At 72.1% G+C, this 17,073-nt stretch carries 19 protein-coding genes; 10 read left to right on the top strand and 9 right to left on the bottom strand.

Annotated elements, in window-relative coordinates:
* Positions 1–108: 108 nt before the first annotated feature.
* From AB0C16_RS33635 to AB0C16_RS33645, 3 genes are read left to right on the top strand one after another with little or no spacing between them, the layout of a single operon-like run.
* Positions 109–1,185 carry an ABC transporter permease gene (locus AB0C16_RS33635; RefSeq protein WP_357688998.1) on the top strand — a complete coding sequence of 359 codons (1,077 nt, stop codon included), beginning with the start codon at positions 109–111 and terminating at the stop codon, positions 1,183–1,185.
* Entirely contained in the window at positions 1,182–2,600 is a 1,419-nt protein-coding gene (locus AB0C16_RS33640) for a S41 family peptidase (protein ID WP_357689000.1), read from the top strand. The genes AB0C16_RS33635 and AB0C16_RS33640 overlap by 4 nt, the downstream gene beginning before the upstream one ends.
* 12 nt (positions 2,601–2,612) lie before the next feature.
* Positions 2,613–3,767, top strand: coding sequence for an alpha/beta hydrolase (locus tag AB0C16_RS33645; RefSeq protein ID WP_357689002.1), 1,155 nt, complete (start codon positions 2,613–2,615; stop codon positions 3,765–3,767).
* Positions 3,768–3,921: 154 nt separating this feature from the next.
* On the opposite strand, the gene AB0C16_RS33650 is transcribed toward AB0C16_RS33645, so the two are convergent.
* Positions 3,922–4,275: a DUF4142 domain-containing protein gene (locus AB0C16_RS33650; RefSeq protein WP_357689004.1), complete on the bottom strand. Its 354-nt coding sequence runs from the start codon at positions 4,273–4,275 to the stop codon at positions 3,922–3,924.
* Here AB0C16_RS33650 and AB0C16_RS33655 point away from each other — a divergent pair.
* Positions 4,262–4,585 carry an alpha-L-rhamnosidase C-terminal domain-containing protein gene (locus AB0C16_RS33655; RefSeq protein WP_357689006.1) on the top strand — a complete coding sequence of 108 codons (324 nt, stop codon included), beginning with the start codon at positions 4,262–4,264 and terminating at the stop codon, positions 4,583–4,585. The two genes, AB0C16_RS33650 and AB0C16_RS33655, sit on opposite strands and share 14 nt — an antisense overlap.
* Positions 4,586–4,619: 34 nt before the next feature.
* Here the strand turns inward: AB0C16_RS33655 and AB0C16_RS33660 are convergent, their stop codons facing one another.
* Complete coding sequence (locus tag AB0C16_RS33660) at positions 4,620–5,072, bottom strand: MaoC family dehydratase (protein WP_357689008.1); 453 nt, start codon at positions 5,070–5,072, stop codon at positions 4,620–4,622.
* 273 nt (positions 5,073–5,345) lie between these two features.
* Here AB0C16_RS33660 and AB0C16_RS33665 point away from each other — a divergent pair, with 273 nt between their 5' ends.
* Complete coding sequence (locus tag AB0C16_RS33665; protein ID WP_357689010.1) at positions 5,346–6,410, top strand: MBL fold metallo-hydrolase; 1,065 nt, start codon at positions 5,346–5,348, stop codon at positions 6,408–6,410.
* The gene (locus AB0C16_RS33670) at positions 6,407–6,892 is read left to right on the top strand and encodes a MaoC/PaaZ C-terminal domain-containing protein (protein WP_357689012.1); all 486 of its coding nucleotides are present in this window, start codon (positions 6,407–6,409) and stop codon (positions 6,890–6,892) included. The genes AB0C16_RS33665 and AB0C16_RS33670 overlap by 4 nt, the downstream gene beginning before the upstream one ends.
* A gap of 63 nt (positions 6,893–6,955) precedes the next feature.
* On the opposite strand, the gene AB0C16_RS33675 is transcribed toward AB0C16_RS33670, so the two are convergent.
* The 5 genes from AB0C16_RS33675 to AB0C16_RS33695 all read right to left on the bottom strand — a co-directional run bounded on the left by AB0C16_RS33675 (position 6,956) and on the right by AB0C16_RS33695 (position 11,842).
* A complete protein-coding gene (locus AB0C16_RS33675) occupies positions 6,956–8,149 on the bottom strand; it encodes an acyl-CoA dehydrogenase family protein (protein WP_357689013.1) in 1,194 nt (397 codons plus the stop codon).
* Positions 8,150–8,224: 75 nt separating this feature from the next.
* Positions 8,225–9,787, bottom strand: coding sequence for an acyl-CoA carboxylase subunit beta (locus AB0C16_RS33680; RefSeq protein WP_357689015.1), 1,563 nt, complete (start codon positions 9,785–9,787; stop codon positions 8,225–8,227).
* Between the two features lie 118 nt (positions 9,788–9,905).
* On the bottom strand, positions 9,906–10,232 hold the full coding sequence (locus AB0C16_RS33685) for an EthD family reductase (protein ID WP_357689017.1): 327 nt from the start codon (positions 10,230–10,232) through the stop codon (positions 9,906–9,908).
* Positions 10,229–10,837 carry a TetR/AcrR family transcriptional regulator gene (locus AB0C16_RS33690; protein ID WP_357689019.1) on the bottom strand — a complete coding sequence of 203 codons (609 nt, stop codon included), beginning with the start codon at positions 10,835–10,837 and terminating at the stop codon, positions 10,229–10,231. Before AB0C16_RS33690 ends, AB0C16_RS33685 begins: the two co-directional genes overlap by 4 nt.
* 78 nt (positions 10,838–10,915) lie before the next feature.
* Positions 10,916–11,842, bottom strand: coding sequence for an LLM class F420-dependent oxidoreductase (locus tag AB0C16_RS33695; RefSeq protein ID WP_357689021.1), 927 nt, complete (start codon positions 11,840–11,842; stop codon positions 10,916–10,918).
* Positions 11,843–11,892: 50 nt separating this feature from the next.
* Between AB0C16_RS33695 and AB0C16_RS33700 the strand changes: the two genes are divergently transcribed.
* Together AB0C16_RS33700 and AB0C16_RS33705 are read left to right on the top strand one after the other, a co-directional pair.
* Positions 11,893–12,015, top strand: a complete 123-nt coding sequence (locus tag AB0C16_RS33700) for a hypothetical protein (protein ID WP_357689023.1) — start codon at positions 11,893–11,895, stop codon at positions 12,013–12,015.
* Positions 12,012–12,536, top strand: a complete 525-nt coding sequence (locus AB0C16_RS33705) for a pyridoxamine 5'-phosphate oxidase family protein (protein WP_357689025.1) — start codon at positions 12,012–12,014, stop codon at positions 12,534–12,536. The genes AB0C16_RS33700 and AB0C16_RS33705 overlap by 4 nt, the downstream gene beginning before the upstream one ends.
* 92 nt (positions 12,537–12,628) lie before the next feature.
* On the opposite strand, the gene AB0C16_RS33710 is transcribed toward AB0C16_RS33705, so the two are convergent.
* Together AB0C16_RS33710 and AB0C16_RS33715 are read right to left on the bottom strand one after the other, a co-directional pair.
* A complete protein-coding gene (locus AB0C16_RS33710; protein WP_357689027.1) occupies positions 12,629–13,774 on the bottom strand; it encodes a CaiB/BaiF CoA-transferase family protein in 1,146 nt (381 codons plus the stop codon).
* A 59-nt stretch (positions 13,775–13,833) separates the two neighbouring features.
* The gene (locus AB0C16_RS33715) at positions 13,834–14,718 is read right to left on the bottom strand and encodes a CoA ester lyase (protein ID WP_357689029.1); all 885 of its coding nucleotides are present in this window, start codon (positions 14,716–14,718) and stop codon (positions 13,834–13,836) included.
* A gap of 89 nt (positions 14,719–14,807) precedes the next feature.
* Here AB0C16_RS33715 and AB0C16_RS33720 point away from each other — a divergent pair, with 89 nt between their 5' ends.
* Both AB0C16_RS33720 and AB0C16_RS33725 read left to right on the top strand, forming a co-directional pair.
* On the top strand, positions 14,808–15,233 hold the full coding sequence (locus tag AB0C16_RS33720; protein WP_357689031.1) for a cupin domain-containing protein: 426 nt from the start codon (positions 14,808–14,810) through the stop codon (positions 15,231–15,233).
* The gene (locus AB0C16_RS33725) at positions 15,230–17,047 is read left to right on the top strand and encodes a biotin carboxylase N-terminal domain-containing protein (protein ID WP_357689033.1); all 1,818 of its coding nucleotides are present in this window, start codon (positions 15,230–15,232) and stop codon (positions 17,045–17,047) included. The genes AB0C16_RS33720 and AB0C16_RS33725 overlap by 4 nt, the downstream gene beginning before the upstream one ends.
* Positions 17,048–17,073: the final 26 nt, after the last annotated feature.

Raw genomic sequence — 17,073 nt, forward strand, 5'->3', positions numbered from 1 at the left:
CCACGACCCCGCCTGGACGGTCACCCAGCTCAGCCTGGAAGACCTCGTCCTGGCCTACATGGACAAGCGCACCGCCGACAACCGGCGAGCCGTCCTGGAGGTGCAGCGATGATCTGGCTGACCTGGCGCCAGTTCCGCGGCTCGGCCACGATGATGGCCACCGTACTCGTCATCCTCGCCGTCGTGCTGGCCCTGACCGGCCCGAACCTGGCCTCCCGCTACGCTGCCGGCATCGTCGACTGCACCCCGGACAACACCTGCCTCGACTTCTTCGACCGGTTCTTCGGCGAGTACGACATCCCCTTCCTGGCCCTCACCCTCGTCGTGCTGATCCTGCCGGCGCTGGTCGGGCTCTTCTGGGGAGCGCCGTTGATCACCCGGGAGCTGGAGTCGGGCACGCATCTGCTGGTGTGGAACCAGAGCGTCAGCCGCGGCCGCTGGCTGGCGGTCAAGCTCGGGCTCACCGGCCTGATGGCCATGGCCGCCGCCGGCGTGTGCGGCCTCGCGGTGACCTGGTGGTCCGGCCCCCTGGACAAGTCGGCCGTGCCGGAAATGGCGCAGATGGCTCCCGTGGTGTTCGGCGCGCGCGGCTTCGCCCCGATGGGGTACGCGGCCTTCGCCTTCGTCCTCGGCGTGACCGTGGGCATGCTGGTACGCCGCATGCTGCCCGCCATGGCCCTCACCCTGGCCGTCTTCGCCGCGATCCAGCTCGCCATGCCGCTGCTGGTCCGTCCCCACCTGATGCCCCCGGCCACCGGGACCTTCGAGCTCGGCCGGGAGAACATCGACGGCCTCGGCGCGCCGAGAGGCGGATCCCTGCAAATCTTCCTGAGGACGTCGGCCGTTCCCGGCCACGCGGGCGCCTGGGTCCTGTCCAGCGAACTGGTCGATCCGTCCGGACGTACGAGCACCGACAGCCCCGATGGAGTCTCGGGGCCGTCGACGACGATCGCGCGGACCATCCCGATCTCCACGACGTCGGGACCCTGTGGACTGCAAGCGGGACCACCGGGGATGAACTCGTGCCTGGCCGAGATCAACCGGCTCGGCTACCGGCAGCAGGCGACCTACCAGCCCCTCGAACGCTTCTGGCCCTTCCAGTGGATCGAGACCGGGATCTACACCCTCCTCACCCTCGGCCTCACGTGGTTCTGCTTCTGGTGGATCCGGAGACGCCTGTCATGACCGTCATCAGAACCGCGGCCGCCGGGCTCGCCCTCCTCCTGGCGGCGGCCTGCACCGCGCCGCCGCCGCCGCGCAGCCAGGCGGCGAGCACGACAGCCGGTATGGTCTGCGCGCCGCCCCAGGCGCCCCCCGAAGCGGAGACGGCCACCACGATCGACACCATCGAGCAGGCGTACTTCTGCATCCTCGGCAACTACTACAGCGGCGCCACGCTGGACGCCCGCTCGCTGCTGACCGCCGGATTCGTCGCCCTCACGCAGGAGCTCAACCGCAACGGGCGCGACCTGCCCGAGGCGGGCATGCCCGCGCTGACCGGTGACCGCAAAGCCGACTGGACCGCCTTCGAGACCGCCTACCGGAAGATCAGCGACCAGGTTCCCGACCTGCGCGACAAGCTGGCCGTCGTCACCCTCGAGGCGATGGTGGCCGGCCTCGGCGACAACCACGCCCGCTGGGCGCACCAACCCGAGCGGCCGCTCGACTACTACGACGGTGACGGATACGGCCTGGGGTTCGAGGCGAACGTCAGTGCCTCGCAGGTGAACGACGACCCCGGCGTCGCCCTCCCGCCGCTGTTCGTCACCACCGTGGAGGGTGGCGCGGCGCAGGCGGCGGGCCTGCGCCCAGGCGACATCATCGAATCGATCAACGGATCGGCGCCTTTCGCCGACGGCAAGGCCGGCCCCGCGATCACCGCCCTCTACCCCGAGCACCCGGACGCGCGGCCGGTGCGGCTGCGGCTGCTGCGGCAGGCCACCGGCCGCCGCTGGAGCGTGACGCTCAAGCCCGGCCTCTACCCGCGGGATCTGGCCAGTCTGCAGGTGGTGCGGTCGAAGCTGCTGGACGACGACGTCGCCTACGTACGGATGACCGGATTCACCGACTCCGCGAACCGGGTGCTGCGGGCGATCTCCAGGCTGCGTACCGGCCGGACACTGGCCGGCGTCGTGCTGGACCTGCGCGGCAACGGCGGCGGCAGCCCCACGGAGGCGATCCGGTTGCTGAGCGCGTTCGTCCATGGCAAGGCCACCGCCTACCAGTGCACCGTGGACGGCACGTGCGAAACCGGGTGGACCGACGACACCGTCGAGCTGCTCGGACTGCCGCTGGTGGTGCTCACCGACCGCGACTGCGCCTCGGCCTGCGAGCACTTCAGCTCCGCGGTCAAGGACCTGCGCATCGGCCAACTGGTCGGCACCAGAACCGCCGGCGTGATCTCCGGCCCGGCGCAGGCGTACCTGCTCCGCAACCACACCCTCCTGAGTTTCCCCACCAAGCACCACCTGGGGCCCAATCGCGAGGTGATCGACCGGATCGGCGTGCCGCCCGACCACTACGTGCCCCTGACCCCGCAGGACGCGGCCGCCGGGCGCGACCTCGCGCTGGCCAAGGCCCTGACCTTGCTGCACAAGTGAACGGACCTCCCATTGAGACAGATCCTGGCCGTCGCCGCAGGACTGGCCGTCCTCGCCGCGTCCGCCTGCTCCGCGCCCACCCCGCCCAGAGCCGCCGCGCCGTCGGCCACGCCCGCCGGCCCGGCCACCCTGCCCGCTCCCACCGGCGCCCACCCGGTCGGCACCACCGTCCTGCATCTGACGGACACCTCCCGCCCCGATCCCTGGAACCTCGACGTGCAAGCCAGGGAGCTCAAGGTCACCCTGTGGTATCCGACCGAGCAACGCGACGGGCAGCGTGCTCCGTACATGACGCCGAAGGAGTCGGAGCTGCTCCTGAAGGGCTCGGGGATCGCGAGCACGCCGTACGACACGCTGAGCAGGACACGGACCAACGCCGTCCAGGACGCCGACCCCGCGGGGCGCGAGCTTCCGCTGGCGGTGCTCTCCCCCGGCTTCACCAAGCCGATGAGCACCCTCACGTCGCTGGCCGAGGACCTGGCCAGCCGAGGGTACGTCGTGGCCGGCATCGACCACACCTACGAAAGCTACGCCACCACCCTCTCCGACGGGCGGGTCGCCGAATGCCTCGCCTGCGACAGCGACACCGACCCGGGCTTCGGCGCCGGGCTGGTCCAGGGCCGGGCCGCCGACGTCTCCTTCGTCCTCGACCAGCTGACCTCCAAGTGGAAGCATTCCGACCTGATCGACCGCAAAAGGATCGCGATGGTGGGCCAGTCGATCGGCGGGGCCAGCACCGTGCCGGCCATGGTCAAGGACCCGCGCATCCGCGCCGGGATCGACATGGACGGCACCACCCACGCGCGCATCCCCAAGAGCGGCCTCTCCCGGCCGTTCATGTTCCTGGGTTCGCAAGAGCATGTCCCGGGCGGCCGCGACAATTCGTGGGACCGTGACTGGAAGCTGCTGACCGGGTGGAAGCGCTGGCTCGTGCTGTCGGACGCCGAACACCAGTCCTTCACCGATATCCCGCTGGTGGCAGACGTCATCGGCCTCGAACCTCTCCCCGGCATGCTGCCCGCGGCCCGTGGCGCAGAGCTCACCCGCACCTACGTTGCGGCCTTCCTCGACCAGCACCTGAAATCACAACGACAACCCCTCCTGGACAAGCCATCATCACGCTACCCCGAGGTCACATTCTGCCCCGCGACCTGCGGTCGATCCTGAGACCCCGCGCATCTCGATGTGCGGGTAGCCGGCCCCAGCACGGGCGATGGCCCCGGCGGACGTGACACTGTCGAGAACACGAGGCGGCCGGGCGGAAGCGCCCGCCTCACCGGGCCCGCTCCACCGGCGCGCGCCCGCGAGAGCGGCCGGCCCGCTAGATCTCGGGCGGCGTGGGGAAGGCTTCGGGACCGGCCAGGCCGGTGCTCTCCAGGAGGCGCTGGTGGTTCAGCACCGCCGCGTTGCAGGCTTCGGCGAAGCGCCGGATCAGGGTGTTCTGGGTGCTGCCGCGCACCGCGCCGATCAGGCCGAAGATCTGGCCGTGCGCCAGCCGCAGCCACTTCACGTACGTGACGTCGTACTTCCGGCCCGACTGGCGGGAGATGTCGGCCATCCACTCCTGCTGGGCGTCGGTGGGCCGGACCGGCAGCCGGATCTCCAGCTTGGTGGCCAGGGCGCGGGCCTGCTCGTCCAGCCCGTGGTGCTGCTCGGCTGAGATGACCTCCTTCAACCACTACGCGCTGGGCGCGGTCGCCGACTTCCTGCACCGTACGGTCGCCGGGCTCGCTCCCGCGGCCCCCGGATACCGGCGGCTGCGCGTCGCCCCGCGCCCGGGAGGAGGCCTCACCCACGCCTCGGCCGAGCTGGACACCCCTTACGGCCCGGCGTCGGTCGCCTGGACGCTGGCCGGCGGCATCCTCACGGTCACCGCCACGGTCCCGCCGGGCGCCGTCGCCGAGGTGGACCTGCCCTGCCCGGACGCCATCCCGGCGGAGGTCGGAGCCGGCACCCACACGTTCACCGGCTCGTACGCGCCGTAGCGGCCCGGTCGGGCGGCCGGGTCGGGCGGCCGGGTCAGGCCGCGGGGCGCTTGTGGAACAGGGCGCTGCGCACCACGCGGCTGACCAGTTCGCCGCGCTGGTTCAGGCCGCGGTGCTCCAGTTTGACGATGCCCTGGGTGGGCCGCGACCTGGACTCCCGGGCCTCCAGCACGGTGGAGGTCACCCGGATCGTGTCGCCGTGGAAGACGGGCGCCGGCATCTCCACGACCTCGTAGCCGAGGTTGGCGATCGTGGTGCCCAGCGAGATGTCGGTCACACTCAGCCCGATGACCAGGGAGAGCGTGAAGAGGCCGTTCACCACCCGGGTCCCGAACTCCGACTCCTTGGCGAACTCCTCGTCCAGGTGCAGTGGCTGCGGGTTCATCGTCAGCGTGCTGAAGAGGGTGTTGTCCGTCTCGGTGACGGTTCTCCGGATCTGGTGCTCGATCTCCAGTCCGGGAACGAGCTCCTCGAACCACAGGCCCACGGCGTTCTCCTCACGATTGCGGATATAACGCCAGTATAGGTGGACGAACGAACGATCGCTAGCAAGGGCTGGGGTGCCTTGTTCCCGCCGGGCGGCAACGGCTATCGTGATACGAACGATCGATTGTTCGGAGGTGTTGGCGCTGACGGATTCATGCGCGGAGGAGCGCCGTACGGTGGCGGGGACAGGTGGCCGGAAGGCGGGCGGGCCGGCGCATCTCAGGGCGGATCGCACGGCGGATCGCACGGCGGATCGCACGGCGGAGCCGGTGAGATGAGGCGGGCCGAACGGATCGACGACACAGATCGGCATGCCTGGGAGGAGCCGGGCGTCTACCAGATCGCTCCCGGAGTGCACCGGGTCCCGCTGCCGATCCCGGAGGACGGCCTCCGCGCGGTCAACGTCTACGTCCTGGAGGGCGAGGACGGCCTGACCCTGATCGACGCGGGCTGGGCCATGCCCGAATCCCGGGCCCTGCTCGGCGACGCGCTGGCCTCCCTGTCCCGCACCGTGGACGACATCGGCGACGTGCTGGTGACGCACGTGCACGTCGACCACTACTCGCAGGGCGTGACCCTGCGCGGCGAGAGCGGATGCCTGCTGCACCTCGGCGAGGGTGAGCGGCCCTCCCTGGAGACCCTGCACGCCGCCGAGGAGATGGAGGGCGAGACGCAGCTCGCGCAGCTGCGCCTGCACGGAGCCGAGGTGGTCGTCGCCGCGCTGGACGCCGCCGGCTACGGCAGGGACCGCGACTCCGCGAAGTGGGAGCCGCCGGACGAGTGGATCCCCGGCGGCCGGCTGTTCGAGGTCGGCCGCACCCGGCTGCGTGCCCTGCACACCCCCGGGCACACCCGGGGGCACGTGGTCTTCGACGACCCGGGCCGCGGGATGCTGTTCACCGGAGACCATGTCCTGCCGCAGATCACGCCGTCGATCGGCTACGAGAGCAGGCCCGGGGCGCTGCCGCTGCACGACTTCATGTGCTCGCTGCGCGCGGTGCTGGACCTGCCCGACCGGCTGATGCTCCCGGCCCATGGGCCGGTGCGCTCCAGCACCCACGCGCGGGTCGCCGAGCTGCTGGCCCACCACGAGCAGCGGCTGGACGCCTGCGCGGCGCTGCTGGGCGGCCGGCCCCGCACCGCGTTCGAGATCGCGGGCGGGCTGGGCTGGACGAGGCGCGAACGCCCGTTCCGCGACCTCGACCCGGTCAACCAGATGCTCGCCGTCTGCGAGACCGCGGCGCACCTCGACGTGCTCGCGGCCGGCGGGCGCTGCGGGCGCGAGGAATCCGGCGGCGTCGTCCGCTACCACGACCATCGCCCACAGGAGGCACGATGAGCAGCACGGAAAGCGGTCCGGAAAGCAGCCCGGAGGGCGGCGCGGCGTCCGGATACCGGGCCGGTGACACGGTCACCACCAAGGCGATCACCGTCACCGAGACGCACCTCGTCTCGTGGGCCTCGCTGACCGGCGACTGGCTGCCGATCCACACCGACCGCGAGTACGCCGCGCGCAGCCGGTTCGGCCAGCGGATCGCCCACGGGCCGCTGACGCTGGCGCTCGCGCTCGGGCTGAGCACCCAGACCGACGTGATCGACCACGAGCGCACGCTGGCCTGGCTCGGCATGAACGAGCTGCGCGCGCTCGCCCCGGTGCTGATCGGCGACACGATCAAGGTCGTGGTGAAGGTCGCCGACGTGCGGCCGTCCAAGCGCGAGGGGCAGTTCGTGGTGTCGCTCTCCTACACGGTGGTCAACCAGAGCGACGAGGACGTGATGACGTTCGACAGCGTGCTCCTGGTGGCCGCCAAGGCGCCGTGACGCGCGCCTGACACCGGTGAGGGCCGGCCCCCGGACGGGGACCGGCCCTCACCGCGTGAGCGGTCAGAACGAGCGGGGCAGCCCGAGCAGCCGCTCGCCCAGGTAGTTGCGGACCATGTCGTTGGCCAGCGGCGCGAACACCCACAGCCGGACGTCCCTGAACCAGCGCTGCATCGGGAACTCCCGGCTGAACCCGGCGCCGCCGAGGATCTCCATGCCGTCCTGGGTCACCTTCACCGCCGCCTCCGACGCGGCGATCTTCGCCATCGACGACAGCAGGTCGGCCCGCCCGCCCGCGGCCTCCACGGCGGCCGCCCGGGCCAGCAGCGAGCGCGCCGCCTCGATGGCGAGGGCGCCGTCGACCAGCCGGTGCTGCACGGCCTGGAAGGAGCCCAGGGTCGAGCCGAACGCCTCGCGCTCGCGGGCGTACTCCACCGCCGCGTCCAGCGCCCCGGTGGCCGCGCCGATCGCCCCGGCCGCGGCGTTGACACGCTCGCGGTTCAGGGTGGCGACCACCTGGCGGAAGCCGGAGCCGACGGTCCCGATCACCGCGCTGCCGGGCACCCGCACGTCGTCGAAGAACACCTCGCAGGTGTCGAGCCCGTGGACGGCGACCGTGGCGAGCTCGCGGACCTGCAGGCCGGGGGAGCCCGCCGGCACCAGGAACATCGTGACGCCGTCGACGGCCGCGGCCTCGCCCGCCGAGGTGCGGGCCAGGACCACGAGCGCGTCGGCCCGCAGCGCGCCGGAGATCCAGGTCTTCTGGCCGGACAGCAGCCAGTCGTCGCCGTCGCGCCGGGCCGTGGTGCGCATGACGCGGGCGATGTCCGTGCCGCCCGCCGGCTCGGACAGGGCGAAGGACATCTTCGCCCCGCCGGTGTGCAGCCGGTCCAGCCACTCCGCCCGCTGCTCCGGGGAGCCGTTGGTGCTGAGGATGTGGGTGATCATGTAGTGGACGACCATGTAGACCGCCATGGAGGTGGGACCGGCGGCCAGCTCCTCGATGACGGCGATCTGGTCGCGGATGTCGCCGAGGCCGCCGTGGTCGGGATGCCCTCCCACGGCGTGCACGCCGAGCTGTCGCAGCCGCTCGAACAGCTCGTCGTCGAACTGCTCCTTCTCGTCCAGCCGGAGCACCTGATCGGCCGGGCTGGTCGCGGCGATCAGCCGGCGAAGCTCCGCCCGAAGTTCGGCGCGCTCGGGGGTGTCGCTGACGGGATCGGCCTGCGCGCCGAGGCTGTCGGTGACGGGTCTCATTGCTTCCTGCTCCCAGACGTCGGATCGGACTGCGGGTCTTCGGCGGGTTCCGGGGGGCCTGCGGGGCCGGCGGGCTCAGACGGGGTAGACGCCGTTGCGGCGGGCCGGCGCCGTCTTGCGCTTGCGCCGGTAGACGTCGTACCGCTGGATCAGCTCGCGCCGCAGATCCTCGTAGCCGACGACCGCCTCGACGGCGTTCTCGTTGGCGATCTGGAAGACGTCGATCTGCTCCTCGTACTCGGCGCGCAGGTCGGTGACGAGCTTCTGCCGCTCCTTCTCGTCCTCGATCGCCATCACCCGGTTGAAGTGGATGCCGGCGATGGCCGCCTCGGGGCCGAGCAGGGCCGGCTTGGCGGTGGGCAGGGCCAGCACCGCGTCGGGGTTCATCGGGCTGCCGGACATGCCGAGGTAGCCTCCGCCGTACGCCTTGCGGACGATGACGGCGATGCGCGGCACCCTGCTCTCGGCCACCGCGAAGAGCATTTTGGCGCCATGGCGGATGATGCCCTCGCGCTCGGCCACCGTGCCGAGCATGTAGCCGGGTACGTCGACGAGGAAGAGCAGCGGCACGTTGTAGGCGTTGCACATCCAGACGAACCGGGCGGCCTTGTCGGAGGAGTCGCTGAACAGCACGCCCGCCTTGACCGCCGACTGGTTGGCCACGATGCCGACGGGTGCTCCGTCCAGCCGGGCGAACCCGGTGACCAGCTCGGGGGCGAACAGCTCCTTGTGCTCGAAGAAGGAGTCGCAGTCGACGACCGCGTCGATCAGGTCGCGCACGTCGTACGGCGTGGCCTGGTTCTCGGGGACGATGGCGCGCAGGTCCTCGGCCGGGCGGGGGGCGCGGGCCGCGGCCCTGGGCGGGTCGGCCTCCCACGACGACGGCAGGTAGGACAGGTAGAGGCGGATCGCCGCGATGGCCTCCTCCTCGGTCTCGGCGAGCAGATCGCTCAGCCCGGAGACCCGGCTGTGCAGGTCGGCGCCGCCCATCTCCTCCAGCGTCACCGACTCCCCGGTGACCATCTCGGCCACCCGGGGCGAGCCGATGTAGGCCGTGGCGGTGCCGCGCACCATGATGATGACGTCGCACAGCGCGGGGACGTACGCGGAGCCGGCGGGCGACGGCCCGAACAGGGCGCAGATCTGCGGCACCCGGCCGGAGATCTGCACCTGGTTGTAGAAGATGTTGCCCCAGGCGTGGCGGCCGGCGTAGCTCTCGAACTGCTCGTCGATGCGGGCTCCCGCCGCGTCGACGAGGTAGACGAGCGGCAGCCCGAGCTCGTCGGCGAGGAGCTGCATCCGGGTGATCTTCTCGAACGTGCGCTTGCCCCAGGTGCCGGCCTTGACCGTGTAGTCGTTGGCGATGACACAGACCCGGCGGCCGTCGACGGTGCCGACGCAGGTCACCACGCCGTCACCGGGCAGGCCGTCGGCATGCCGGGCGAGCAGGCCGTCCTCGAAGTCCTCGATGTCGTCGAGCAGCAGCTTGAGCCGGTCGCGGACGAGGAGCTTGCCGGCCGCGACGTGCTTCTGGCGGTTCTTCTCGCTGCCACCGAGCCGGGCGGCGCGAATGCGGGCCTGAAGCTCCTCGTGGAGATCGGCCGGAGGTGCGGGATCGAGGGGAACCGCGGAAGTCATGTTTGTTCGTCCCATCAGACACGGTGCGGGCGGGCAGTGGCGGGAACGGGGTCCCGGGAACGGCGTCCGCGCACGTCAGAAACCTGCGTGACCAGAATTACCTACGAACGCTCGTTCGTCAAGACGCTTTGGAGGGCGGCAGCACGAGCGTCTCCGAGGCCAGGAACCAGTCCAGCTCCTCGATGAAGTGCTCCTCGTGGGCGCGCAGCGGCACCGCCTCCGGACTGTCGAAGGCGACGGCCACCGCGCGCACGTCATCGAACCACAGCTCGGCGCAGCCGTCCCAGGGCCACCGCTTGCGGTGCTCGATCGCCGGGTTCTGCCGGTATCCGAGCAGGCCGGGCAGCTTCAGCACGAGCGGAGGGTGCTCCTCCTGCCAGAACCGCAGGAACTCGGCGCGGCTGAGGTGAGGCTTACGGCGGATGAAGGCGACGACCTTGATCATGCTCTCTCCAGTGTGGCGGTGGGCGCGTAGGCGGCCAGCAGCGAGCCGATGACCTCGTCCAGGGGCAGCCGCCCGTTCTCCCGGTACCACGAGGCGACGTGGACGCAGATGGCCACGCCCGCGAACGCCGCCATCTTGGTGTCGGGGACCTGGACGCTGCCGTTCCTGACGCATTCCTTGAGGATCGACTCCAGCAGGTGCTCGTAGCGGTCGCGCAGCTCGATCACCGTCTCCCGGTTGCCGTCGGACAGCGAGCGCAGCTCGGTGTTGCCGACCAGTGCCTCCAGGCGGTGCTCGGCGTGGAACCTGATGCCCTCGCCCATGAAGACCAGCAACCGCTCCTCAGGGGTCGCGGCGGCCTGGACCGCGCGCTCGGTGGCGGCGATGAGCTGCTCCATCACGTCTTTCATGATCGACGCGAGCAGCTGCTCCTTGCTCTTGATGTGGTTGTACAGGCTGGCCACCTGAAGGCCGACCGCGTCGGCCAGCTGCCGTTGCGAGGTGGCCTCGAAGCCCTGGCGGTAGAAGAGTTCCACGGCCGCGTTGCGGATGGCGAGCGCGGTGGGGACGGTGCCGGCACGGGTGCCTCTACTGGTTTCGGCCATCAAACCGTTCCTCTCCGTCGAAGGGAGTGTCGAAGATCGGCCCGACGGGCCGACAAGGACGATACTGCGGCCGGCGCGTCACAGCGCATCACCCAGAGCGCGCAGCCGGTGCAGGATCTCGTCGGCGCGCGTCGCCGAGCGCCAGCTGAGGTCGAAGGTGAGCCGGGTGGCCCCGGCCTCGGCGAGGCGGCGCAGGTAGTCCTCGAAGGCGGAGGTGAAGACGTCCCCCGACCTGGCGGCCACCCGCAGGGTCACGTCGACGTCGCGCGGCTCCCTGCCGGCCCGCTCGGCGTTGGCGTGCAGCGTGCCCACGACGTCCTTCAGATGCTCGGGCGTCATCCGGCCGCCCGCGATGGTGCCGAACCAGCCGTCGCCCTGGACGACGGCCCTGCGCAGCGCGGCGGGGGACTCGCCGCCGATGAGGATCGGCACGTGGCCCTGGACCGGGACCGGCCGTGTGCGCACGCCCGGCGGCACGCTGAACGGGCCGTGCTCACCGGGCGGCGGCGCGCCCGTCCAGGTCGCCCGCATCAGCTCGATCGCCGCGTCGACCCGCCTGCCGCGGCCGGCGAACGGCACCCCGAGCGCGTCGAACTCCTCGGCCAGCCAGCCGGCCCCGGCGCCGAGGCTGACCCGGCCGCCGCTGAGCCGGTCGAGCGTCGCGAGCTGCTTGGCGAGCAGCACCGGATGGCGGTGCGGGAGCACCGCGACGCCGACTCCGAGCCTGATGGCAGTGGTGGCGGCGGCGACGAACGAGAGCGTCACCACCCAGTCGTACCAGTCGGTGTCCGGCGGGAGGTAGAACTCGCCGGACTCGCTGAAGGGGTAGCGCGACCGGGGGTTCTCCACCAGGACCGTGTGGTCGCTGACCCACAGGCTCTCGAACCCGTGCCGCTCGGCCAGCGTGGCCAGGTCGCGCAGTCCCAGCCCGTCCGTGTCGAGCTCGTTGGGCGGCAGGTGGATGCCGAACAGGCAGGTGGCGCGGCTCACGGTGGTCCTTTCCACAGTTCGTGGTCTATGACAGTATGCTAACGAACGATCGTTAGGAGTCAACCATGTCATCGCTGTCATTCACTCCCTCCCCACACGGGGCGGCCCTCGGCGACTCGGTGAAGATCGCCATCGCGGCGGCGCTGCCGCCCGCGGCCCGGCGCGAGCCCTCCGGAGACGGCCGGTGACGGGCGAGGCCCGGACGCCGGAGCGGGCCGGGGCCGAGCCGCGGCCCGCGCTGCGTCACGGCCGGCGGCTGGCCATGACGGCGGCGGAGCTGGACGCCTTCCTCGCCGCCGAGCGCACCTGCAGGGTGGCCACGGTCAGCGCGGACGGCCAGCCGCACGTCAGCCCGCTCTGGTTCGTCTGGGACGGGTCGGCGATCTGGCTGTGCTCGCTGGTCGGCAGCCGCCGCTTCGCCGAGCTGACCGCCGATCCGCGCGTGGGCCTGGTGGTGGACGCCGGTCACGACTACGGCGAGCTGCGCGGCGTGGAGATCCGCGGCGTGGCGGCGGTGGTCGGTGACGTGCCGTGGTCCGGGGAGGTGACCCCGGAGCTGGCCGAGGCCGAGCGGCTGTTCTCCGGCAAGTACCCGGAGCAGCGCCACGTGCGCAGGCAGGGCCGGCACGCCTGGCTGCGCGTGGAGCCGCGGAACATCAGCACCTGGGACTTCCGCAAGGGCCGCGCGGCAAGCGCGCAGGCGACCTGAAGCCGAGCCCACCAGCACGCCCGTGGCGCGCCTCCCCGCTCGGGCCGGGCTCACCAGCACGCCGGTGGCGCGCCACCGTGGTCGGGCCGGGATCACCAGAGCGCCGGCGCGACCACGCCGTCGGCGAGCAGCCGGTCGATCTCGGAAGGAGAAAGGTCGTGATCGGCGAGCAACGCCCGCACGTCACACTCCCGCGGCTCGACGTGCGGGGCGCCGGCCGCAGGGGTGCCGCTGAAGCGCGGCGCCGGGGCGGCGTGACCGTCGACGTAGGTGCCCCGCGCCGCGAGGTGCGGGTGGTGCTGGGCCTCCCGCGCCGACAGCACCGGCGTGACGCAGCCGTCGCGGCCGGCGAACACGGCCTCCCAGTGCGCGCGCGGGTACGCCGCGAACGCCGTGGACAACGCCTCCTCGATCGCGGGCCAGCGTGACCGGTCGAGCCGGCCGGTGACCAGATCATCGCGCCCGCCCAGGCCGACCCCGTCGAGCAGGTCCAGGTAGAACGGCTCCTCCAGGGCCCCGACCGCGACGTGCTCGCCGTCGGCGCACCGGTAGACGCGGTAGAAGGGGGCGCCGCCGTCCAGCAGGTTGACGCCGCGCTCTCCGGTCCAGCGGCCGGCCGCCGACAGGCCGTACACGATGCTCATGAGGGCGGCCACGCCGTCGACGATGGCCGCGTCGACGACCTGGCCGCGGCCGGTGGCGCGGGCCGACAGCAGCGCGGAGGTGACGCCGAGCGCCAGGTAGAGGGCCCCGCCCGCGTAGTCGCCGACCAGGTTGACGGGCACCACCGGCGGGCCCCCGGCCTGGCCGATGCCGTGCAGGGCGCCGGTGAGCGCGATGTAGTTGATGTCGTGCCCGGCGCGCTGAGCGAGCGGGCCGTCCTGGCCCCAGCCGGTCATCCGCCCGTAGACCAGCGCCGGATTCTCGGCCAGGAGGTGGCCGGGCCCCAGCCCGAGGCGTTCGAGCACACCCGGGCGGAAGCCCTCCAGGACCGCGTCGGCCCGTCCGGCGAGCCGCCTGACCACGGCCACCCCGTCGGGCGACTTCAGGTCCACCGCGACGAACCGCCGCCCCCGGTCGATCACCGGGTTGTGCGGGTTGGTCGGCGCGGCTGGGCCCGGCCTCCGTACGGTGATCACCTCGGCGCCCAGGTCGGCCAGCGTCATCGCGCAGAACGGCACCGGTCCCTGCCCGCCGAGCTCGACGACGCGGACCCCGCTCAGCGGTCCTCGATCCATCAACGTGCCAATCTCTCGATGCGGACCCCGTGTGGCGGGGGCCGGGGTCGTCGGGTCGGTCAGCTCCGGCCCGCGTGTTCCAGGAGCCGGCGCGCGGTCTGCACGTGGGCGATGTCGATGTGCTCGCCCTCGAACAGCACCGCGGCGCGTCCCTCGGCCTCGGCGGCCTCGAAGGCGGCGACCATCCGGCGGTAGCGGTCGAGCTCCTGCTCGTCGAGGCCGTACGTCGCGTTGATCGTCCGCACGTGCGAGGGGTGCAGCAGGACCTGGCCGCGGAAGCCGAGCCGGTGGTTCTGGGCGGAGAACACGGCGAGCCCGTCAAGGTCGGAGACGTCCTGCCAGATGCCGCAGATCGGATGGGTGATCCCGGCGGCGCGGCAGGCGATCAGCGCCCGGCTGCGCAGGTGCAGCGTCTCCAGTCCTTCGAGCGTCCACTCGAAGCCGATCTCCCGGGCGATGTCCGCCCCCTTGGCCGCCGCGACCAGCAGCGAGGCCACACGCGGGGTGGCGACCGCCAGCTCCTCGCAGTTGGCCACCGACCTGGCCGTCTCCAGGGTCGGCACCAGGTGCACCGAGCCGGCGTCCAGGCCGTCCTGCTCGGACTCGAAGTAGCCGACCAGCGCGTCGTAGCGGACGACGTCCTCGGCCGTGTAGATCATCGGCAGCAGGAGCGCGTCGAGGCCGGGCCGCACCACCGCCGCCAGGTCCCTGCCCACGTGCGGCGTGCCCAGCGCGTTGGGGCGGACGAGCACGCCCACCTCGGGATGCTCGGCGTGCAGGCGGGCCACCGACTCCGCCACCGTCTGCCTGGCCTCCGCCTTGAGGTGCTCGGGGACCGCGTCCTCCAGGTCGAGGATCACCGCGTCCGTGCCGGCGCGGACGGCCTTGTCGACCCAGTCCCCGCGATGGCCCGGCACGAACAGCAGGGACTTGTACGGCCTCATCAGAGCTCCATCAGGGGGTGTCTTGACATGGGAGTTCGCATGGACCAAGAATACGAACGATCGCTCGTTTGTCAAAGGAGGGACACACCGTGGATCGGCTCCGTTTCGACCTCAGCCCGACCCGGATCGCGGCGGCGGACATCACGGCGGACACCGGCCAGAGCGCCGGCGCGATCCGCGTGGCCGGCGTCCACCGTGGAGTGGGCGCGTCGGCGATATGGCTGGGCAAGGTCAGCAACGAGCCCGCCTACCGCTCGGTGCCCCACCACCACGCCGAAGCCGAGACCGCCGGCTTCGTGTTCAGGGGCAGGGCCCGCATCTACTTCGGCGAGGGCTACCGCGACTACTACGACCTGGAGGAGGGGGACTTCGTGCACGTGCCGCCGTGGATGCCGCACATCGAGTGCAACCGCAGCGCGGACACCGAGCTGGTCTGGATGACCGCCCGGACGCCGGACAACCTCGTCGTCAACCTCGACGATGTGGACCTTCCCTCCTCGGAGTACACGACGTGACCTCACCCGCCAACAGCTCGCCCGCCTCACCCGCCAGCAGCACGCCCGAACCCCTGTTCGGCAAGGTCCTCGTCGCCAACCGCGGTGAGATCGCCGTCCGGGTGATCCGCGCGTGCCGCGACCTCGGCATCAGGTCGGTCGCCGTGCACTCCGCCGCCGACGCGGGCGCCCTGCACGTCCGGCTCGCCGACGAGGCGTACGCGCTGCCGGGGACGTCGCCGGCCGACACCTACCTGAACGTCGAACTGATCATGAAGGTGCTGGCCGAGAGCCAGGCCGACGCCGTGCACCCCGGCTACGGGTTCCTGTCCGAGAGCACCGCGCTGGCCGAGGCCGTGATCGAGGCCGGCCGGGAGTTCGTCGGGCCGGGCACCGAGGCCATCGCCGTCATGGGCAGCAAGGTCTCGGCCAGGAAGGCCGCCGCGGCCGCGGGGGTCCCGCTGGTCCCCGGCAGCGACGGGCCCGTCGCCTCCGGCGACGACGTGCGCGCCTTCGCCGCCCGGCACGGCTACCCGATCACCGTCAAGGCGTCGTACGGCGGCGGCGGACGCGGCATGCGGATCGTGCGTGACGACGCCGAGGCCGACGACGCCGTGGCCGCGGCCCGGCGCGAGGCCCAGGCCTACTTCGGGCAGCCGGAGATCTACCTGGAGCGATACCTGGAGCGTCCCCGCCACGTGGAGGTGCAGATCATCGCCGACAGGCACGGCGCCGTCGTGTCCGCCGGCAACCGCGACTGCACCGTCCAGCGGCGGCACCAGAAGCTCATCGAGGAGGCCCCCTGCACGGTGATCTCCGAGGCCACCCGGCAGGCCATGGACGCCGCCGCGGTGGCGCTGGCCGCCTCCGTCGGCTACGTCGGCGCCGGCACGGTGGAGTTCCTGGTCGAGGACGACGCGTTCTACTTCCTGGAGATGAACACCCGGTTGCAGGTCGAGCACCCGGTGACCGAGCTGGTCACCGGCATCGACCTCGTCGCCGAGCAGCTGCGGGTGGCCGCCGGGCTGCCGCTGTCGTTCGGCCAGGCGGACGTGGCCGTGCGCGGTCACGCGCTGGAGATGCGGATCAACGCCGAGGACCCGGCCGACGGGCTGTTCCGGCCGACCCCCGGCACCGTCGCCGAGCTGCGCCCGCCCCTCGGTTACGGGGTCAGGTTCGACAGCGGCTACGAGGCCGGCGATGTCGTCAGCGAGTACTACGACGGCCTGCTCGGCAAGCTCGTCGTGCACGCCAAGGACCGCCCCTCGGCGATCGCCCGCGCGCTGCGGGCGCTGGAGGAGCTGCGGGTGGCCGGGGTGGCGACCACCCGGCCCGCCCACCTGGCGGTGCTGCGGCACCCGGTGTTCACCGCCGACTCCCACCACACCACCTGGCTGGAGACCGACGCCGGGCTGAAGGAGTCGCTGGCCTCCCCGGCTCCCGAGACCCGGCCGGCCGAGGCCGCCGCCGAGCCGGACCGGTCGATCGTGCTGGTGGCCGGGCGCGAGCACTGGATCCCGTTCCACGCCGAGCGGGCGGCCGGAGTGGCCGCGGCGCCGGCCACCGCGCCGCCGCCGTCGGCGTCGGGCCCGCGCCGTGCCGCCGGGATGTCGGGATCGTCGGACGGGATCGTCCGGGCGCCCATGCAGGGCACCATCGCGGCCGTGTCCGCCCGGGTCGGAGCCGAGGTGGGCGCCGGCGACGTGGTATGCGTCCTTGAGGCCATGAAGATGGAGAATCCCGTGACCGCCGGCAAGGCGGGCCGGGTGACGGAGATCCGGGTGGCGGTGGGAGCCGGCGTGTCGCCGGGGGACACACTCGTGGTCATCGAGTGACCTCGCCGCCACCACACGGGCAGACA

This window comes from Nonomuraea sp. NPDC048916 (genome assembly GCF_040649575.1).
Lineage (GTDB): Bacteria > Actinomycetota > Actinomycetes > Streptosporangiales > Streptosporangiaceae > Nonomuraea.